At 66.6% G+C, this 17847-nt stretch carries 14 protein-coding genes and 4 pseudogenes; 12 read left to right on the forward strand and 6 right to left on the reverse strand.

Annotated elements, in window-relative coordinates; translation table 11 throughout:
* The first annotated feature begins 737 nt into the window (after positions 1 to 737).
* A complete protein-coding gene (locus tag QF035_RS11075; protein WP_307519932.1) occupies positions 738 to 1118 on the forward strand; it encodes a transposase in 381 nt (126 codons plus the stop codon).
* Positions 1118 to 1813: pseudogene (locus QF035_RS55710) on the forward strand (transposase). The gene QF035_RS11075 and the pseudogene QF035_RS55710 overlap by 1 nt, the downstream one beginning before the upstream one ends.
* A gap of 360 nt (positions 1814 to 2173) precedes the next feature.
* Here QF035_RS55710 and QF035_RS11085 read toward each other — a convergent pair.
* Positions 2174 to 2452, reverse strand: a complete 279-nt coding sequence (locus QF035_RS11085; protein ID WP_307519933.1) for a hypothetical protein — start codon at positions 2450 to 2452, stop codon at positions 2174 to 2176.
* A 747-nt stretch (positions 2453 to 3199) separates the two neighbouring features.
* On the opposite strand from QF035_RS11085, the gene QF035_RS56235 reads away from it, so the two are divergent.
* The 6 genes and pseudogenes from QF035_RS56235 (at position 3200) to QF035_RS11105 (ending at position 9532) form a co-directional block, all read left to right on the forward strand.
* Positions 3200 to 3484, forward strand: coding sequence for a hypothetical protein (locus QF035_RS56235; RefSeq protein WP_444968429.1), 285 nt, complete (start codon positions 3200 to 3202; stop codon positions 3482 to 3484).
* Between the two features lie 12 nt (positions 3485 to 3496).
* Positions 3497 to 4135: pseudogene (gene istA / locus QF035_RS56240) on the forward strand (IS21 family transposase); the annotation flags it as partial.
* Between the two features lie 3 nt (positions 4136 to 4138).
* Positions 4139 to 4618 carry a Mu transposase domain-containing protein gene (locus QF035_RS56245; RefSeq protein WP_444968448.1) on the forward strand — a complete coding sequence of 160 codons (480 nt, stop codon included), beginning with the start codon at positions 4139 to 4141 and terminating at the stop codon, positions 4616 to 4618.
* A complete protein-coding gene (gene istB, locus QF035_RS11095) occupies positions 4615 to 5385 on the forward strand; it encodes an IS21-like element helper ATPase IstB (RefSeq protein WP_307519934.1) in 771 nt (256 codons plus the stop codon). The genes QF035_RS56245 and istB overlap by 4 nt, the downstream gene beginning before the upstream one ends.
* Positions 5386 to 5562: 177 nt before the next feature.
* Entirely contained in the window at positions 5563 to 6741 is a 1179-nt protein-coding gene (locus QF035_RS11100) for an IS4 family transposase (RefSeq protein ID WP_307519936.1), read from the forward strand.
* Positions 6742 to 8104: 1363 nt separating this feature from the next.
* Positions 8105 to 9532: an IS701 family transposase gene (locus QF035_RS11105; RefSeq protein WP_307519937.1), complete on the forward strand. Its 1428-nt coding sequence runs from the start codon at positions 8105 to 8107 to the stop codon at positions 9530 to 9532.
* A 45-nt stretch (positions 9533 to 9577) separates the two neighbouring features.
* Here QF035_RS11105 and QF035_RS11110 read toward each other — a convergent pair whose 3' ends face one another.
* On the reverse strand, positions 9578 to 10747 hold the full coding sequence (locus QF035_RS11110; RefSeq protein ID WP_307519939.1) for a sensor histidine kinase: 1170 nt from the start codon (positions 10745 to 10747) through the stop codon (positions 9578 to 9580).
* Between the two features lie 278 nt (positions 10748 to 11025).
* On the opposite strand from QF035_RS11110, the pseudogene QF035_RS11115 reads away from it, so the two are divergent.
* Both QF035_RS11115 and QF035_RS11120 read left to right on the forward strand, forming a co-directional pair.
* A pseudogene (locus QF035_RS11115) lies at positions 11026 to 11304 on the forward strand (transposase); the annotation flags it as partial.
* A 636-nt stretch (positions 11305 to 11940) separates the two neighbouring features.
* A complete protein-coding gene (locus QF035_RS11120) occupies positions 11941 to 12297 on the forward strand; it encodes a reverse transcriptase N-terminal domain-containing protein (RefSeq protein WP_373466629.1) in 357 nt (118 codons plus the stop codon).
* A gap of 29 nt (positions 12298 to 12326) precedes the next feature.
* On the opposite strand, the gene QF035_RS11125 is transcribed toward QF035_RS11120, so the two are convergent.
* A complete protein-coding gene (locus tag QF035_RS11125; protein ID WP_307519941.1) occupies positions 12327 to 13658 on the reverse strand; it encodes an IS701 family transposase in 1332 nt (443 codons plus the stop codon).
* Positions 13659 to 13936: 278 nt separating this feature from the next.
* On the opposite strand from QF035_RS11125, the gene QF035_RS11130 reads away from it, so the two are divergent.
* Both QF035_RS11130 and QF035_RS11135 read left to right on the forward strand, forming a co-directional pair.
* Complete coding sequence (locus tag QF035_RS11130; RefSeq protein ID WP_307519943.1) at positions 13937 to 14203, forward strand: non-canonical purine NTP pyrophosphatase; 267 nt, start codon at positions 13937 to 13939, stop codon at positions 14201 to 14203.
* Positions 14184 to 14540 (forward strand): non-canonical purine NTP pyrophosphatase, encoded by a 357-nt coding sequence (locus QF035_RS11135; RefSeq protein WP_307519945.1) that lies wholly within the window; start codon positions 14184 to 14186, stop codon positions 14538 to 14540. The genes QF035_RS11130 and QF035_RS11135 overlap by 20 nt, the downstream gene beginning before the upstream one ends.
* Before the next feature lie 253 nt (positions 14541 to 14793).
* Here QF035_RS11135 and QF035_RS11140 read toward each other — a convergent pair.
* The 3 genes and pseudogenes from QF035_RS11140 to QF035_RS55715 all read right to left on the reverse strand — a co-directional run bounded on the left by QF035_RS11140 (position 14794) and on the right by QF035_RS55715 (position 17196).
* Positions 14794 to 16326: pseudogene (locus tag QF035_RS11140) on the reverse strand (ISKra4 family transposase).
* Between the two features lie 45 nt (positions 16327 to 16371).
* Positions 16372 to 16926 (reverse strand): hypothetical protein, encoded by a 555-nt coding sequence (locus QF035_RS11145; RefSeq protein ID WP_307519947.1) that lies wholly within the window; start codon positions 16924 to 16926, stop codon positions 16372 to 16374.
* 57 nt (positions 16927 to 16983) lie between these two features.
* The gene (locus tag QF035_RS55715) at positions 16984 to 17196 is read right to left on the reverse strand and encodes a restriction endonuclease (protein WP_373466630.1); all 213 of its coding nucleotides are present in this window, start codon (positions 17194 to 17196) and stop codon (positions 16984 to 16986) included.
* Positions 17197 to 17847: the final 651 nt, after the last annotated feature.

Raw genomic sequence — 17847 nt, forward strand, 5'->3', positions numbered from 1 at the left:
GACGTAATTTTTTCGCTGGCCTGGGACGCCGTACCGGCTACAGCACCGTCGGCTCCGACATCTAATATGGGAGGTGAGTTGTGATCCTCGGACTTACCACGAGGACACCATTGCCGTTTGTGTTCGGTAGACAAGCGGTCTCCGTGCACGCTCGCGCCGACGACTGCCGCGCCACCACCTGGATTGTCGCGCGTGTCGCAAAGCGATGCGGAGGCGGCCATGGGAGATGCGCAACGATTGGACTGCCGGGGTCCTCCGGGCAGTGAGTGCGAACGCGTGACTTGGGGCGCTCTAGCGGGCACCGCGCCACGCCGACGTGATGCTGTGGACGAACGCCCGGTCCGACCGATGCTCGGCCGCCGACTTCGCGCTGGCAGGCGGGTCAATTGCCGCAGCTCTGCGTGTCGGTGCACTCTTCCAGCGAGCCATGCATGCTGGTCTAACGTGATCCAGCTGTTGGGCATGTCATCGACCCCGCGTGTGTTGGGCTCAGTGCAGTGTGCACATTACGCTTGGCGATCCTTTGCCGCGGGCTGCTGTGACAGAGATCACTCTTCCGTCGCGTCCGACTGGATATGCCTTCTACGCCTCGGTGTTCGTCCGTGGCGCAGCCATGGTCGTATCGGTCGTTCAAAACCCTTAGAGCTCGTAACACGATCTTGTTGCGGTGCGCTGATTGGGCGTGACCAGTAAGACGATTCCATCGTTCGTGAGGTGTGAGGAACCGGCCGTGGATCGTGGACGACGACTTGTGGGCGCTGATCGGGCCGCTGCTGCCGCCGTGGCCGCAGAAGGCGCCTGGTCCGAAGCCGATGGACGACCGGCTCTGCTTGCAGGGCATCTTGTACGTCCTCTACAACGACGTGAGCTGGCAACTGCTGCCGCTGGAGTTGGGGTTCGGCTTCGGTCAGACCTGCTGGCGCCGACTCGGCCGGTGGCATGAGGCCGGTGTCTTCGACCGGTTGCACCGCCTTCTGCTCGCCGAGCTGCACGCGGCCGGCGAGCTGGACTGGTCGCGGGCCTGCGTGGATGCCTCCCACATCCGCGCCAAAAAGGGGGCGAAGGCACCGGTCCGTCACCGGTCGACCGCGGGAAGACAGGCAGTAAGCACCATCTGATCTGCGATGGGAAGGGCACCCCGTTCAAGGTCATCACTACCGCCGCCAACGTCAACGACATCACCCAGACCCTGACCCTGGTCGACGGCATCCCGCCCGTGGCTGGCAAGCCCGGCCGTCCACGCCATCGGCCCGATGCCCTGCTCGGCGACAAAGGCTACGACAGCAACCCCAACCGCCGCGAGCTGCGCAGACGCCGGATCCTTCCGGTGATCTCCCGCAAGGGCGTCCCCAACATCAAGGACCTAAGAGTTGTCCCGCATCTCGACGAAGGCGCCAGCGTGTCACCGTAGCCGTATCGACTTGTCCGGTTATGGCCCAACTCATGGTCTCAACAGCGACCCACCCAATCGGGTCGAACCGGACCCTGGTCAGGGGTCCAAGGAGTTACGGGACAGCGCTTAGGAAAGCTCCGTTACGTCGTGGAGCAGACCTTCTCGCTCCTGCATCACTTCAAACGCCTGGCCGTCCGCTGGGAGCGCCGCCTCGCCCTGCATGACGCCCTCGTATCCCTTGCCTGCAGCCTCATCTGCTGGAGACGCCTCAAGAGGTCCTGTCCAGATCGCCCACGAGCTGCTATGCCTGGAAGACCGCGATCTGGTCCGGTACCGAGAACTCTGAAGCACAGTCCGGACACGTCGTGCGGCCGAACAGATGGGTCAGATGGTCTGCGGCCGCTGACTGCCCGGCCCTGACGGCCAGACCGTGCAGCCGAGACGCCGGCGGCGGCAGGTTCGCGGGGGCCGCCGGGCGGACCCCGGTGAGTATAGGTCCCTCGCGGCCGACAACCCGAAAACGCGCGTTCGGGTCCCGAAGGCGAGTGCCTTGGAGCCTGTAGGAGAGGTCGATCTCCAAGCTCCCTGCGCAGGAGGGGCACACCACGGGGTACTCACCGCGGCGCAAGTTGCGCCTCCATATGGGCACCCCCTCGAAAGCCAGGAGGTGCTCCAGCCAGTACAGAAAGTCGTCTTCATCGCCCTCGAAGGGCCTTGCCATCACCTGGTTCTGCGTCAGCTGGTGCAGCTCGTTGATCGCAGACGGGTAGCGAGCTTGGACTAACCGGGCTCGTGAAGCTGCTGCTCCTCGACGAGGATGCGGCCGGCCAGCCCAAGGGCCTGCCAACGACCGCCCGGCTTGCGACCGGTGGCGATGTCTGCCAAAACGGGCAGGGCGGCAAAGCTGGCCGTATACACCGAGCCCTGGTGGTAGAGGGAAGCCCACAGCTCCTCCCACGCCACGTCAGCCAGCTCAGGATCACCGACCTCGTCAAAGAGCCGTGGTAGGTCGGATGCGGATCCATAGGCGTGCTTCAGACGGGACCAGTCCAGGATCATGCCCGCAATCATCCCAGCAGCATCCGTCTCACCAATCTCGCCACCAAGATCGTGTTACGAGCTTTTACTCACTCCCGCCGACAGATCTCCGGCTCAGCTTGACTCTGTCGGGGATCTTGGAATTTCTCGGTGCGGCAGCATGATCAGCGGGCATGCTCGGACTGTTCTGCAAGCCGATGCAGTCGCCGAGGTGCCCGTCGTCGCTCCGTCCCCGTTCCGGTGGGCAGGTCCCGTCTCTGACCGCCCAGATCGCGCGGGCGAGCAACCCGGGCGGACCACGGCGATATGGGTACGTGACCGCCTCGACGGACCGTGGGATGACGACGATTTCGCCGGCTGGTATCCGCGCGACGGATGCCCCGGGCTTTCGCCGGCCCAGCTGGCCACCGTCCAGTTCCTGCCTGGTCTGGCGGACCGGCAGGCAGCGGAAGAGTCCGCTGCGCATCGACTTCAAGTCAGCCTGGCTATGGAGCTGGATGATCCCGACTTCCAGCACAGCGTGCCCGCCGACTTCCGCGAGCGTCTCACCCGAGGCGACCGTGCCGACCGCTCCTCGATCTCGCCCCCCGGAAAGAGGCGGGCCTCGTACGCGAGCGCACCACGCAGCGCGCCGACTCTACCCATGTTGTCGGCGTACACAGTTACGTCCCCACCTTCGTACGGATGAATAGGGACAGATGTTGATGCGGTGAACCGTGCGGCTCGGCACTCTGCTGCTGTCGGTATGACGGTGGAGGGTGGCTGACGATGGTCTTGGACCCGCATCGCTGGTTGGAACTGCGGCGCTTCCGTGGGCTGTTGGAGTCCGGGGCATTGAGCCTGTCGGAGATCGCCCGGGAGACGGGGCTGGACCGCAAGACGGTCCGGAAGTACCTCTCGTCGCCGGGCCCGACGACGCCGCCGCGGCGGGCGCCGAACGGGCGGCCCCGGGCGAGGGTGATCGACGAGTTTGCGCCGCTGGTCGATGCGATGCTGCGGGCCGAGGTCCTGATGAAGGCCGCGGTCATCCATGAACGGCTGGTCTCGGAGTAAGGATTCACCGGGAATTACCAGCGGGTCAAGCTCTACGTTCAGGAAGCCCGCCCGCGGGTCGCCGAGGACCTCGGGATCACGCCGAAGGAACTGGCGGGCATGCACCGCCGGTTCGAAGTGATCCCCGGCGCCCAGGCCCAGGTGGACTGGGGAGACGAGGGCAAGATCCTCGCGCATATGGGATTCGGGAAGGTCTATTCCTTCCACATGACCCTGTCGTACTCACGTGATCCGTTCTGCTGCTTCACCACGAGCCAGGACCTGGAGACCTTCTTCGACTGCCACCGGCGGGCGTTCGCGCATTTCGGCGGGGTGCCCATGACAGTCGTCTACGACCGCACCAAGACCGTCGTGCGCCGTCACGTCGCCCCGGGTGAGGCAGTTCCGTTGCATCCGGAAGCGGTCGGGTTCGCCGGGCACTACGACTTCGACATCGACGTGCTGGCCGCCTACCGGCCCACCGGCAAGGGCCGGGTCGAACGTCAGGTGCTGATCGTCCGCGACCACGTTCTCTCCGGACGGTCCTTCACCTCCGTCGAGGAGATGGACGCCGCTTTCGCGGCCTGGGTTCCGCAGCGACGGGCCCAGACCCACCGCACTCACCAGCAGGTCATCGGTGAGCGGGCAGCTGGTGACCATGCGGCGCTCAAACCGCTGCCGCCAACCCCGTATCTGGTGGCCGAACGGCACCTGCGGCCGGTCGGCAAGGACTGCCTGATCGCGTTCGGCGGCAACCTCTACTCGGTGCCCGCCCGCAAAGTCCGCCCCCGCCAGCTCGTCGAGATCCGGGCCACGAAGTCCCAGGTCATGCTGCATTCCACGGTCCCCGACCCGCACGGCGAAACACTGCTGGCCACACACGCGCGGGCGGTCGGCCGCGGGGCACGCGTGGTCGAGGAAACGCACTGGGACGGCCTGCCCACCGGCAAGAACCGCCGGACGACCACCGGTGAAGTCCCCGTCCAGCCGCGTCACCATCAGCCCCTGGGCGAGGAAGCCAGATCCTTGCAGGCCCTGCTGAACCGGGCTGCCGCCACCCAGGTCGTGGTCGGCCGCCGGCCGTTGTCGGTCTATGACGAACTGACCGGCACCCGCCCCTTCACCACCCACCGCACCCCGAAGGAATCGTCGTGAGCGAGCTGACCGGCAACCGCATCCGCACCACGGCCGGCAAGCTCGGCCTGCCCCATCTCGCGGAAACCATCAACGAGCTCACCCGACGCGCGGACGAGGGAAAGCTCGGCTACCTCGACTTCCTCGACCTGGTCCTCTCCGAGGAACTCGCCGTCCGCGACGACCGCCGATTCCGCCAGGGCCTGCGGCTCTCGAGGCTGCCGCACCACAAAACGCTGGACGAGTACGACTTCTCGTTCCAGCCCGACCTCGACCCGCGCAAGGTCAAAGACCTCGCCACCCTGTCCTTCGTCGAAGCCAAGGCCAACGCCGCCCTGCTCGGGCCGCCCGGAGTCGGCAAGACACACATCGCGATCGCGCTGGCCGTCGCCGCCTGCCGGGCCGGATACTCGATCTACTTCACCAGCCTCGACGACATGGTCAGCAACCTCAAAGCCGCCGAAGCGGCAGGGCGATTGACCAGCAGACTCCGCTCCTACCTGCGGCCAAGCGTCCTGGTGGTCGACGAGGTCGGCTACCAGCCTCTCGAACGCGCCGAGGCGAACCTGGTCTTCCAGGTCATCTCCAAGCGCTACGAGAAGGGCTCGATCATCCTCACCTCGAACAAGACCTTCAGCGAATGGGGCCAGGTCTTCGGCGACGAAGTTCTCGCCACCGCGATCCTCGACCGCCTCCTGAACCACTGCGAAGTCGTCCCGATCAACGGCCCCAGCTACCGGCTCAAGAACCGCCTCCAGGCCATCGAGCGCGAGACGGACGTGGCCTGACAGTTGGGGACGAAGAAACGTACAGGGCTGGGGACTTAAGTCCGTACGCCGACACATGTTCTAGCTGCCCGCGACCTGACCCGGCTGGAACTCGTCTCCGAGGCGGTCTAGGCCCAATGCCGTTGTTTTAGGTGGTGGGCGTAGGCTGCTTAGCAGTAGGTCCCGGGGGTGGTTCGGGTGGCTGCGAGTGTTTCTGAGTTATCGGGTCTGGGGTTGTTGACCTGGGTGTATCCGCCAGGGTTGGTGGATCGAGTGGTGGCCGCTTGCGGGTGCGCGGAACAACGCAAGCGACTGCTTCCCGCCCGGCTGGTGGTGTATTTCGTACTGGGGCTGGCGCTGTTCTCTCCGGCTCCGTATCTGGAAGTGATGCGGCACCTGGTGGAGGGTCTGCGAAACCAGGGACTGCTCGGCGCCTGGCATGTGCCGGCGAAGTCCTCGCTGTTTCGGGCCCGGCAGCGGCTGGGTTCCGAGCCCTTGCGGGTGCTGTTCGCCACGACGGCCAAGCCGATGGCCACCGAGGCGACGCCCGGGGCGTTCTGGCGTGGCTTGCGGCTGCTGGCGGTGGACGGGACCTGCTGGGACGTCGCGGACACCGAAGCCAACGGGGCCGCCTTCGATCGGCCGGGCAGCGGTCGGGGCTCGGGCAGGAGCGCGTTTCCGCAGGTGCGGCTGGCTGCCCTGGTGGAGGTGGGCAGCCATGCGGTGCTGGACGCGGAACTGGCCGGCTGCCGCACCGGGGAAGTCACCCTGGTGGCCCGTCTGCCGCGGTCGCTCGGCCCGGGCCAACTCGTCCTGGCCGACCGTGAGTTCCTCGGTGTCCCGTTGTGGCAGGCATTCACCGCCACCGGCGCCGATCTCCTGTGGCGGGTGCCCGCGAACCGCGTCCTGCCCGTCACCAAGCAGTTCCGTGACGGGTCATGGCTGTCACAGGTCCGCGCAAGCAGCGGCCCTGCCCGGCGTGAGCCCGTCGTGGTCCGGGTCCTGGCCTACCAGGTCAAGGACCAGCTCGGCGAGGAGGCAGCCGGTGTATACCGCCTGGTCACCACCCTGCTGGACGCCCGTCGGTATCCGGCCCGGCAACTGGCCGCCCTCTACCGCGAACGTTGGGAGATCGAGTCCGTCTTCGCCGAGATCAAAACCCATCAGCGCGGCGCACGCGTCGTCCTCAGCAGCAAAACCCCTGATGGTGTCCGCCAGCAGATCTGGGCACACCTCCTGGTCCACCACGCCTTGCGCGAACTGATGCTGAGAACGGCTGCCACCCGTGGTCTGGACCCCGACCAGGTCTCCTTCACCGAAACCCTGCGCTCCGCCCGGCGCAGCGTGACCGTCACGCCCGGCAGCTTTTCCCCCTGAGCTACTGGTCAGAGCCCTGGTGATGCTCGAACAGGACCTCCTGGAACGGCTCCTGCCCAGCAGACGCCTGCGCAGCCAGCCCCGCGTCGTGAAACGCAAGATGTCCAACTACCGGCTCAAGCGACCTGAACACCATGACTGGCCCCAGCCCACCCGCACCGGCACGCGAGCAGTCCTCATCACCAGACCCCAACCAGCAGATCCGTAAAGCAACGGCATTGGGTCTAGGCCGCGCTCGAAGAAGTAGCCCGCACAGCCGGACACCTGCTGGTCGGCCTGGTCGACGAGGACTGGGGGCGCCGCTACGCCGCCCGGTCCGTCTGGGCAAGAACCTCACCCGCCCAAAACTAGAATTCTCGCCGCCGGCAAGGACGCCTGTCGACTGCCGGAACGCCTCCACCGGCCCGGATCGGGCTACCGGCCCGGCCCAGCGGCCCAGGCGCTGCAGCAGATCATCGTTCAGAACTACTGCCGCGACGCGGCAGGACGCCTGCGCGGGCACACGCCGACGCCAACGGGCTACCGGCCCTCTTCCTCGGCGATCGTCTCTCTTACGACACCACGGCACGCTACGTGCGGCACGGGCACATCATCCGCTGGAAGGGCTTCGCCACCCATCTCACCGAGACGTGTGCCTCTGACGATGTCAACGTGATCACCGACGTGGCCACCACGTCGGCCGCCACCAACGACGGCCAGGCCCCCTGCCCTCCACTCACACCCGCCTGGCCCCTCGCGGGCTACTGCCCGCCGAACACCTGGTCCAGGGCGGTACACCTCACTTGGTCCACTTGGAACGAGCGATGCGCGAACACCAGGTCACCGTCACCGGGCCGCTACCGGGCAACCCACCCCGCCAGCACCGCAAGAATGGAGGCTTCGACCGGGTCGACTTCCACATCGACTTCGACCGCCGACAAGGCACCTGCCCCCAAGGCCAGGTCAGCAGCTCCTGGCACAGCCTTCCTTATCCGACCTCCTCGCCCACCGCCGCACCACTGATCGTCGCGAAGTGCGCCAAGAGTCAGTGTCGCCCCTGCCCGGCCCGCGGCCGCTGCACTTCCACCCGTGACAGTGCCAGCACTGTGGGCTTTTCCGCGCGAACTCCGCGACCTGCAACTCCGAGTCCATGCTGAGCAGCAGACACCCGCCCGGAGGGCCCGCTACGCGCCAACGGAGACTCCCCCTGACACTGAGCCCACCACATCGGTCAGGAACACGAACGCCTTCACCCCAGGACGTGCCAGCACAGTTACACGCTAATAACGGTAGTTCGTTAAATCCGGCGGTGGTGTGGGTTGACGGTGAGGCGGGTTGGTCGTAGGCCGGTGGTAGGAGTCAACTGCTCGGCTGGGGGCTGAAGATGACTGCTCGCCGTCCGTGTCCGCCTGCGCCGGGGCCGTTGGAGGAGTACGCGGCCCGGTTCGACGACCTCTTCTTCGGCCTGGCTCAGCGGCGGGGTTTTCGTGAGTACCTGACGGGGCTGCTGGCGCCGCGGGAGCGGAACAAGACGATCACCTGCCTGACAGGAGCTGAGCCGGTGGCCGGCGCGGGGATGCCGGGGGTGCAGCGGCTGCAATTCTTCCTGTCCGAGTCCCCATGGGAAGCCGAGCAGATCAACGACCGGCGGCTTGAACTGCTGCGCGAGCAATCGGCGACGGCTCCGCATGACGGCGGGGTCATCGTGATCGACGACTCCGGGGGCCGCAAGGACGGCACGGCCACCGCCAACGTGGGCCGGCAGTGGCTGGGCCGGTTGGGCAAGACGGACAACGGCATCGTCACGGTGACCACAGTGTGGACGGACGGCCGCGTGTACTACCCGCTCCACGCGACTCCTTACACCCCCGCCCACCACTTCGCCCGCGCCCGGTCCGACCCGGCCTTCCGCACGACACCGCAGCTGGCCGCCGCTCTGGCGGTCCGCGGGAAGTCGGCGGGCTTCGGCTGCCGGGCGGTGGTCGCCGACTGCGCCTACTCCGTGAGTGATGACTGGTATCTAGCGCTGCGGGCGGCCGGCCTGGCCTACGTGGTCGCGCTCAAACCGCATCGCGGCACCTGGGCCCCGGCCGGCCAGCCGCATACCCCCATCGACGCCGCACACACTCTGACCTGGAAGAACGCCGACCACCCCGGTGACTGGACACCGGTGGAGCGTCATTTCCGCGACGGGCACACCGAGACCTGGTGGGCCGCCGACGCCCGACTGGGCGGCTACGGCCCCGACTCACCCTGCCGGCTGGTCGTGGCCACCACCGATCCAGCCACCCTGCCGGAGAAGGCCACCTGGCACCTGGCCACCAACCTGCCCCACCCCAACGCAGCCTGCACCGCCACCAGCCCACACCCGCCAGCCGACCTCGCCGAGATCGTCCGCCTCTACGGCCTGCGACCGTGGATCGAGCAGAGCTACAAACAGGTCAAGAACGAACTCGGCTGGGCCGACTTCCAAGTACGTTCCGACCGCGCCATCCGCCGACATCAGACACTGGTGAACTGCGCCTCCTCCTTCTGCTGGGACCAATGGTCCGCCCCGCCCGGCCCCGTGGATGCCACCGCGCCGGACCCGTGCCCCAACGAGGCGCCAGAGAGGGGGGTCGGCCCCGTCCCAGCAGCACCAACAGCCCTGCTGGCCCAGGGCCTTACGGGCGATCCGTTCCTGGCTTGCCCCCGCCGTCACTCTCAACCGATGGTGCCGAGCCTGGACGGACAAGGACCCACCCTCCGAACTCCAGGCCCTGATCGACGCAGTCACCACCGGACACGGCATCGACCTCTACCGCCGGATTAACGAACTACCGATAATCTGAACAGCGGCGGTTGTACTACCGGAGAGCTACATCCGCCGGGGAATGGTGGCGCGGATTTGGAAGGTGCCGTCCAAAAGCTGACGAGCACTCAGATGACCGCCGTATAGGCTGACTCGCTCGGAGCAGCCCATGAGACCGCGTCCGTGCGTACCTGCTGGCCGTCTGCCCGTTCCACTCGGTCCCGGAGCTGTGGTCACCTCGATGCAGACCTCCTCAGCGAGGTGGTGAACCCCTACGACGGTACGCCGACCCGGGGCATGCTTCAGCGCGTTGGCCAACGACTCCTGTGCCACCCAGTATGCTGTCAGCTCTGCACCATCGCTGCTGCGCTGCGGGGCACCCTCCTCGACCAGTTCCACGGGTTGGCCGGCCGCCCTAGTGCTCGCGACCAGCTCTGCAAGTTGGCTTAACGTCGGTGATGGCGCCCTGTCTACTGCCAGCTCCGGAGCAGGCATGACCGCCAGCAGGTCCCGCAAGTCGGTCAGCGCGCGTCGGCCGCTTTCGCTGATCGCGCTCAGTCCGACCGTGACCCGGTTGGGTGCCTCGGACACCAGGCACTGGGCGGCGTCGGCCTGGACCACCATCGCGGTCACGTGTTGGGCTGTAATGTCCAGGAGCTCGCGGGCAATGCGGGCGCGTTCCTGGGTCATCGCGACCGCCACGCTCTCCTGCTGGCGGGCCACCTCGGCGCAGCGCTGGGTCCGCGTCAAGTCCCCGATCACCCAACAAGCCGCGAGAGCAAGGAAGAACACTAGGTAGTCGCCGAGATGCTGAGGCGACCCCCGGTGGGACAGTCCGACCGCGAGCAGAAAGTAGCCGATCGTCACGCTGACGGCAGTCCAGGCCCGTCGGCGCTCCAGGTAAGCTCCGGCCGCGTAGAGTGCGGGGTAAACGCCGAGCGTGGCGAATGTGGGGATGTACCCGACAAGCTCGTACGCGCCGAACCCGCCACTCACGAGGGTGAGGCACCACGCCGGATTCCGTCGGCGCAGCACCAGCGGTACCGACAGCAACCCCACCAGTACGACACCCCACCCGTCGAGCTGTCGTACTGGTAGGTCACCGATTGCCACGCCGAGGTGCGCAGCGCCGGGAGCCAGAGTTAGCGCCACCATAGCGACAGCGAACATGGTGTCGCGTACCAGAACGTCCCGGGCGCGCCACCAACTGCCCAATAGCAATATCTGATGCGACATGACGACCTCCTGTGGTTGGCCGGCCACCGGCCAACCATCCAGCGATGCTATGGGCAAGCTGGGTTGCCTTTCATCACCCCGTGGTGGGCAAGGCCTTGTCCCCCGCCCGGGGGACGGCATAGGTGCACCGGTCCCCATATATAAGGACAAGAATGCTGCATGAAGTTCTCCCTTGATCGACCCTGCTGGCCAATTCACATGACCGGCTTCGGTGATCTTTGTCTTCGTGCGACGGTGGCAGGTACATGCTGCGCGGGGAATCTGAGGGGTGGTCCTCGATGTCCTTGTGGCCTTGGTCGATGCGTGAGATTCCTGAGCGGACCTGTCTGGTCGCTCGTGCCGAGTTCCCGCGTGGGTCACTGGCGATGCGGGTGCGGGACTCGCTGGGCGCGGTGTTCTCGGATGCGGAGTTCGCTGGTCTGTTTGCCCGGCGTGGGCACCCGGCGCTGCCGCCGGCGTTCCTGGCGATGGTCTCGGTGCTGCAGTACGCCGAGGGGCTGACGGACCGGCAGGCGGCGGACGCGGTACGCGGGCGGCTGGACTGGAAATACTGCCTGTTGCGACACGAAGTCGCTTGTGTTGAGTGGAAATCACCGAGGAGGTTCGACTGCTGTCGAAGGTGAAGGTCCCAGGCCGGTGCGCAATGGCCTGTCCCCGCCTCAGCGTGCGTCGCGAGTAATTGCGGGGTGCGAAGCCTGAGGGAAACGTCCAAGGGGCCCCGCTCCATCCGGGGGCTACAGACACGGGGAAGGGCGGACGGGTGAATAACACTGAACCCTCGATGATGCCTCGTCAATTTCACTCTCGTCGATGGGATGTACCAGCGGGAGAACAGGGGCCAGCCGTTGGATGGCGGCAGGTGCCGGTCGGAGACAGAGCGCCAGGCCGGTAGCGCACCACCGTCCCCGGGGTACAGAGGGCGCCCACCCCGCTCGTATCTCACACATGTGGAACGTGACAACCCCGATGAGGTCCAGGCGGAAGTCTGGTAGGCCAACCGTAAGGAAGGACCAATCCCTCAGCGGGTGCAGGAGGACCCAACAAGCAAATGCCGGTGGCCGAAAGGGAGCAGGAAACCGGGAGCCGCGTTTCCGGCACCTTCGCCGGAGGCTCTCGCATAACTGGCCGGATAGGGGCTGATGTCCTGACCCGAAAGGGTGCTGACGTGGGTCTGGTGAGCCTGTGGAGAGTCAATGACCGACAGCACCGGAACCGAAGGGCAAGTTAGACACATGACGACACGCATGGCCGAGGCAGCGAAGCCTGCATCGGCCGTCGGCATTGTGAACGGACCGGAGGACGTCCCCACCGACTGGCCGTCGATCGACTGGCAGCAGGTCGAGGAGGATGTACGGCGTCTGCGGCAGCGCATCTTCGCGGCATCGCAGGCAGGGGACCTGGCCAGGGTCAGGAACCTGCAGAAACTGATGCTCCGCTCCCGCGCCAACACGCTTGCGAGCGTGCGCCGGGTCACGGAGGTCAACGCCGGTCGCAAGACGGCGGGAATCGACGGCAAGACGGCACTTCTGCCACAGTCACGGCAGCTGTAGTTCCTTGATCGGCAGAGCATCACGGCTGGTCAGGTCGTTGCGGTGGCGGTGATGTTGTTCCATCTCCGGTGGGCTTCGGCGGCCTGGTATTGGTGGTGACGGCGCCAGGCGGACCAGTGCAGGAGGTGGTCGCGGGCGCGTCGGGGGCGAGGCAGGGCGGTGATCCGCAGGAGTCGGAGCAGTTCGCGGCCGCTGGCCGGGACGAGTTCGCTGCCGGTGGTGGTAGCCGTGGTGGTGCGGGCGCGGATGACGGCCAGGACGGCGGCGGCAAGCAGGCTGATCAAAGTCCAGCGCATCCAGGAGTTCCAGCAGGTGGTCTGGCCCTGGTCCAGGCCACAGACGCCCTTGGAGGTCTGGAAGTCCTCCTCGACGCGCCACCTGCAGCACACCACATCCACAAGATCGGCCAGGGTGACGGGAGTGGCCGAGTGGCAGCGGTAGAAGGAGAGTTCACGGGTGTAGCGGTGGCGGCGGACCAGGACGGTGGCGTGCCCGGGCCGGTGCCCGTCAGAGGTGTCATCGGGGTGGATGTCGAGCATGGCCCAGTCGTAGTGGCGGTCGCCCTTGAGGCCGTGTCCGGTGCGCAGGCGCATCCAGTTCTTCCTCGGGACCCGGGCGGCGAGCTGGGTGACGGTCAGACGGCCGATGGCGGTGTCCACGCGGTGGTCGGTGCGGACGGCCAGCGCGTAGACGAAGCCGAGTGCGCGGGCCGTCCGGCGCAGCTCCTTGCCTCCATAGCCCTCGTCGCCGGCCAGCCGGCGGGCCTTGATGCCCAGGTCGCGGGTGCGGGCGAGCAGGGCGCCGGCCAACTGCGGCTTGGTGGCGAACACGACGTCGTCGGGGACACCGGTGAGCAGCCGTCGCTCCTCGTCAGCGGCCCACTCGGCGCCGAGGTACAGGGCCCGGTCGATCGGAGCGTGCCCGTGCCGGCCGGCGTAGGTGAGGTGGACAGCGACCTGGCACAGACCGATACCGCCCAATGCTCCGGAGTATTGGCGGGCCGCGCCGACGCAGTTTGTGGAGGACTTCTCGTCCACGATCAGCACCGCGTCCGGATCGGCGAGTTCACCGGCCGCCCAGGCGGCGATCCGGTCCCGGGCCAGATCATGGTCGACGGCGGCACGGGAGAGCAGGTGCTGCAGCCGGTGCGGCCCGCGGTGGCCGAGCGCCTCGGCAAGCGTCCAGCAGTTCCGCGTGTCCAGCTCCATCAGCATCGCCTCGGTCATCTCCCGGACCACAGCGCGTGGTTCACGGCGCTCGAAGCAGTCCGCGATCTCCTCGTTCACCGCCCCCAACGCCGCCGTCCATGTCTGCTCGGCTATCGTGGCCTCCGCGGCCACCTGGTTCTGAAACGTCGTCACAAACGTTCATGATCAAGGTGGCCGTACTCATGCCCGCATGCTCCCCGCCATCCCGCTGACCAGCCTCAACTCACGACGCAGCCGCATCTACAGCTGCCGTGACTGCACGCACATCATCGGCCCTAACGCCTACGCCGAGGACCCCAGGCGGGGGCTCGCTCGATATGAATCGGCACGCATTGCGGCCGAACTTCAGGCAAGTTGACATCGACCCCGGTCGCGGCTTTGCCCCCTCCGCGTCTCGTCCTACATCACTCTTAAAAGGAGACACTTCACTCATGCCAGGCTTCAAGGTGGCAATGTGTACGGGATATCCAGGAAAGTTCCAAACGACCCAAGAACACCTCGCCCCGTGGGGAATTGAGGTGGAGCAGGTGGCACTGGACTTGGATGAGATCCAGACGACATCGGTCGCAGAGATTGCGCGTCACAAGGCTGGGCAAGCGTTCGAAGTTCTCAAGCGACCGCTGTTTGTGGAGGATTCCGGGCTTCTACATCGAGGAGTTCGGCGGCTGGCCGGGACCAATGGTGAAGCAGGCCCTTGAGGCATTCGGCCCTGCAGGTCTTACGCATCTCGCGGATCTCACGGAGAAGCGGACGTGCCGGTTCGCCAGCGCCGCCGTCTACGCTGACGCGGAAGGGGTACTGCATACCTTCGCCGACGATTCCCGGAAGCCCGGCACCATTGCTCCAGCGCCGGATCGTGGGACCGGTCTGCGTTCCTGGTCCGACTTGTGGTCGATCTTCGTTCCAGAGGGCACCACGTCGACACTGGCGGCGCTGCCGCCGACTGATCAGGATCAGATCTTTGCTGAGTGGCGAGGGAACTCGGTTGTTGCTGCACTGGGTGCCTGGCTGGCCGAAGTGGATCCTCGGCACTGACCGCTATGCCGTGCCCTGCCTTCCCCTCTTCCGACGCGCATTTCGGCCGTGACGCAGTCCGCCGCCAGCGCCGCTGAGCGGAAGCAGGGACACGAACGGCGCTCCGCTGTTCCATGAACCGAAGAGGTTGCGGTTCAAAGCAACGATGTTGTGCTTGAGAGCGAGGTCCCGAGCGGATCTGCTGAACTCGCAGGTCGCGACGAAGACGGCTACATCCGCGTTGGGTGTGGCTCTCCTTGAGGGACGTTCCTGATCAGGCCGTGAGGTTGTAGTTGTGCTGGTCGGGGGTGGGGTAGAGGCGTTCGTGTTCGCGGGCGAGGTGATGTCGCCAGTAGGCGGCAAAGTCGCCGTTGTCGATGAGGGCTCGGAGCGTGAGGACGGCTTCGGCTCCGTCGAGTCCCCAGCGGCTGCCGGTGATGTCGAGGCGGTCGCCGATCAAGTGGCGGCAGGCGCCTTCGATCGGGCCGGTGGCGATCGGCCAGCCGGCTGCGAGGGCGGTGTCGTAGCGAAGCTGGTCGAGGTGTCCGGTGAGGTAGCGGACGCAGGCGTCGGCGCTTTCGCGCCTCGTTCCGTGCAGGTGGGCCCGGTCGGCCTCTGCCGTGATCTCGGCGGCGGCTCGGTCTGCCTGCCCGTGGAGGACCGTGGTGAGGTGACCTGCGACCCAGACTTAGGCGTCGGGAGTGCCGGGCTTGTGGAAGCAGTGGGCCGCTGCCCAGACGTACTCGGCCACGTGCACGAAGTCGAGCAGGACGTGCACCTTGATATGGCGTCGGTCGGCTTCGGCTCGGATCAACTCCAGTTGGTGGCGGGCGCCGTCGACCAGGACAATCCAGTCGCGCAGATGGTCCCGGTCACGGGCTTCGGCCTGGTCAAATGCGGCGGCGATCACGTGCTCGGGCGGGTGGACCAGGGAGGCGGTGAGCCACTTGCGCTGTGCTCTTGGCCCCGGGCGAGGCGTCCGTGTGGTGCTGCGGCCCTCGGGCGGGGCGATCACGTCGTGGGGTCGGCGCGGGGCCGGGTCGGTATCGAAGACGCAGGCCAGGGTGGCCATCCGCTTGCGGTGCGGTTTCTCGCCCGGAGCCAGCCGGGTGCGCAGAGCCCGTCGGCCGTTCAGGTGTGCTTTCAGTGTCGCGGGCCGCAGAGCCTCGGGCCGCATGACGACGCCCTTGCCGTCGACCTGTATCACGAGCGCGGTCGCGGCGGTCGACGGGTGCGGAATCGTGCACCGGTAGAAGTCATCGACGTCCACCGCTGCGGCGACGACCAGCAGTTCGGCCTGCCGTTTGCCCAGAACTCTCCCGCAGCTGCGGTCAATTGCCTCCTTGGCCTGGTCGTAGGAGCCGCGAACGGCTTCGAGGACGGCGAGCCGACGCAGGCCGTGGGAGTGCAGGTGGGCGGGCAGTGAGAGTTCCGCGTCGGCCGGGTGCACGCTGCTCTGGCCCTTGCCCCGCCAAGCGCACCGCGTGATGGTGACCGTGCCGAACACGCAGGCCAGCAGGCGGGAATGTCCCGTCTCATGGTGCGGGCGTACGTGTCCGTCCGCACCACGGACCACCTGGTCTTTCGTCTGCAGCAGTTGTTCCCGCTCCCGCTTCTCCCGCAGATCGAGATGCGCTTGGAACAGCAGCCGCAACAGTTCACGGCCTTGAAGCCCGACAAGGTCCTCGAGTTCGTGATGGGACAGCGCGGCCGACTCCGGCCCGGCCAACGCGCCTTTCAGGCAGTCGAAGGCCCTTGTCGCGGCAGTGAATGGATCGATGGCATCGAAGGCGTCGTAGGGTTCCACCGGCTCTTCTTTCAGCGACTTCGGTTTGGTGTGGTACCTCCGAAGTTAGAGAGAAGAGCCTTTATCGTTCCGCGAGTTCGCCGATTCCCCGCCCGACCCCGGATGTGCGGGGGCGAACCGTCCGGGCTGGTCCTCGATCAGCCAGCCCCGTTCCACCAGCCGCTTCAGCTTCCCCCGCGTCCCCTCGATCTTCGCGGTCACCGCGGGCAGCCCGATCCGGGGCACGATCTGCTTGGCCTGCATCGGCCCCGACGCGTCCGCGATCACCTCCACGATGTCGCGGTACACATCCGGCAGCACGACCGTCGTGAGACCTTCCCGCCAGTGCGGCACCATGATCGACCCCACCACCCGCACCTCGGGCTCCACCGGTGCCTTCGCCGCCACCGGCTCCCGCAACGGCGCAGTCTCGGCCACGTCCTGCCCGGACAGCTCAGCGAGCACCTGGGCCACCGTCTCGCGCGTCACCCGCAGCCGCGACCACACCTCACGCTCACCCACCAACCGCGAGGTCAACTCGGCGATCTCCGCCTCGAGTTCCTCCACCCGGACACGGGCAGCCGCCTCCCGCGCCTCCAACTCCTCGATCAACGACACCATCGACGCCCCCCCTACTTCACCCGCCACAGTAGAAGGACGCCTACCCCGCCCACACCGTCAACCAGCGCTCTCCCAGCTCAAGGGCTTCCCCGGAGGAGAGCTACACCCATCCGCGTTGTGCTCGGCGAACGCCATGCCGACGAACTTCTGCATGTCACCACTGGGCACAGTACGGTTGGGTGCATAGTGCTTGACCTGCACAACCAGGCGCCGGCCGTCCGGCAGGTTGCCGACAACGTCTGCCGCCAGATCACCCGAGCCGCCGACCACTGCGACCTCGGTACATCGCGCCTACAGAGTTCAGCCACGTATCGTTCGAAGTCCTGCCAGGTCATGTCGTCGATGACAGCCATGGATCGTTCCAGCGCCATGCGCTGGTCCTGTTGGCGCCACGAGAGATCGCCGTGGCGTTCGCGGCGGTGCGCAGCCCACAGGTACCAACCGGCGCTACTGACTGCTGCAGCGCAGACGAGGCCGAGTAGCAGCCCGTACCCTTCAATCAGGCTCGATCGGGCATGGGCGGCATCCCCGGGACACCGGTGCTGCTGCTCGCCCTCGCTGCTAATTAAGAGCTGCGATCAGGATCGCTACAGTACGGGCGTGCAGGTGGGCACCCGGTCGGGCTGTAAACTCCGCGTCCGGCCAGGAAGGCCGGATGCGACTCGTAGCAGCCTGCCCATCAAAGGGCTCTTCACGACTCCGTCGGCCGGCCTTCCGGGACGCCCCGTAACTGCTGATTAAGAGTGGCGACTCGATCGCTCGTACGGACTTGCCAGCGGGTGTCCCGACTGTCTGATGATCGTTGCATCTATAGCCAGGAGGGCTGGATGCGGCTCTCGTACTCCTGCCCGTCATGGGGCTCATGTCGACTCCGTCGGCCAGTCTTCTGGTCACCCGCCATAACTGATTAAGAGCTGCGAC

This window comes from Streptomyces umbrinus (assembly GCF_030817415.1).
Classification (GTDB): Bacteria; Actinomycetota; Actinomycetes; order Streptomycetales; family Streptomycetaceae; genus Streptomyces; species Streptomyces umbrinus_A.

Bases quoted from the DNA above. Each gene is read 5' to 3' on its own strand.
- QF035_RS11105 (WP_307519937.1), top strand. From the start codon at position 8,105: ATGACTGCTCGCCGTCCGTGTCCGCCTGCGCCGGGGCCGTTGGAGGAG.
- QF035_RS11085 (WP_307519933.1), bottom strand. From the start codon at position 2,452: ATGATCCTGGACTGGTCCCGTCTGAAGCACGCCTATGGATCCGCATCC.
- QF035_RS11145 (WP_307519947.1), bottom strand. From the start codon at position 16,926: ATGGTGTCGTTGATCGAGGAGTTGGAGGCGCGGGAGGCGGCTGCCCGT.
- QF035_RS11130 (WP_307519943.1), top strand. From the start codon at position 13,937: ATGCCAGGCTTCAAGGTGGCAATGTGTACGGGATATCCAGGAAAGTTC.
- QF035_RS11120 (WP_373466629.1), top strand. From the start codon at position 11,941: ATGACCGACAGCACCGGAACCGAAGGGCAAGTTAGACACATGACGACA.
- QF035_RS11110 (WP_307519939.1), bottom strand. From the start codon at position 10,747: ATGTCGCATCAGATATTGCTATTGGGCAGTTGGTGGCGCGCCCGGGAC.
- QF035_RS11135 (WP_307519945.1), top strand. From the start codon at position 14,184: ATGGTGAAGCAGGCCCTTGAGGCATTCGGCCCTGCAGGTCTTACGCAT.
- QF035_RS56235 (WP_444968429.1), top strand. From the start codon at position 3,200: ATGGTCTTGGACCCGCATCGCTGGTTGGAACTGCGGCGCTTCCGTGGG.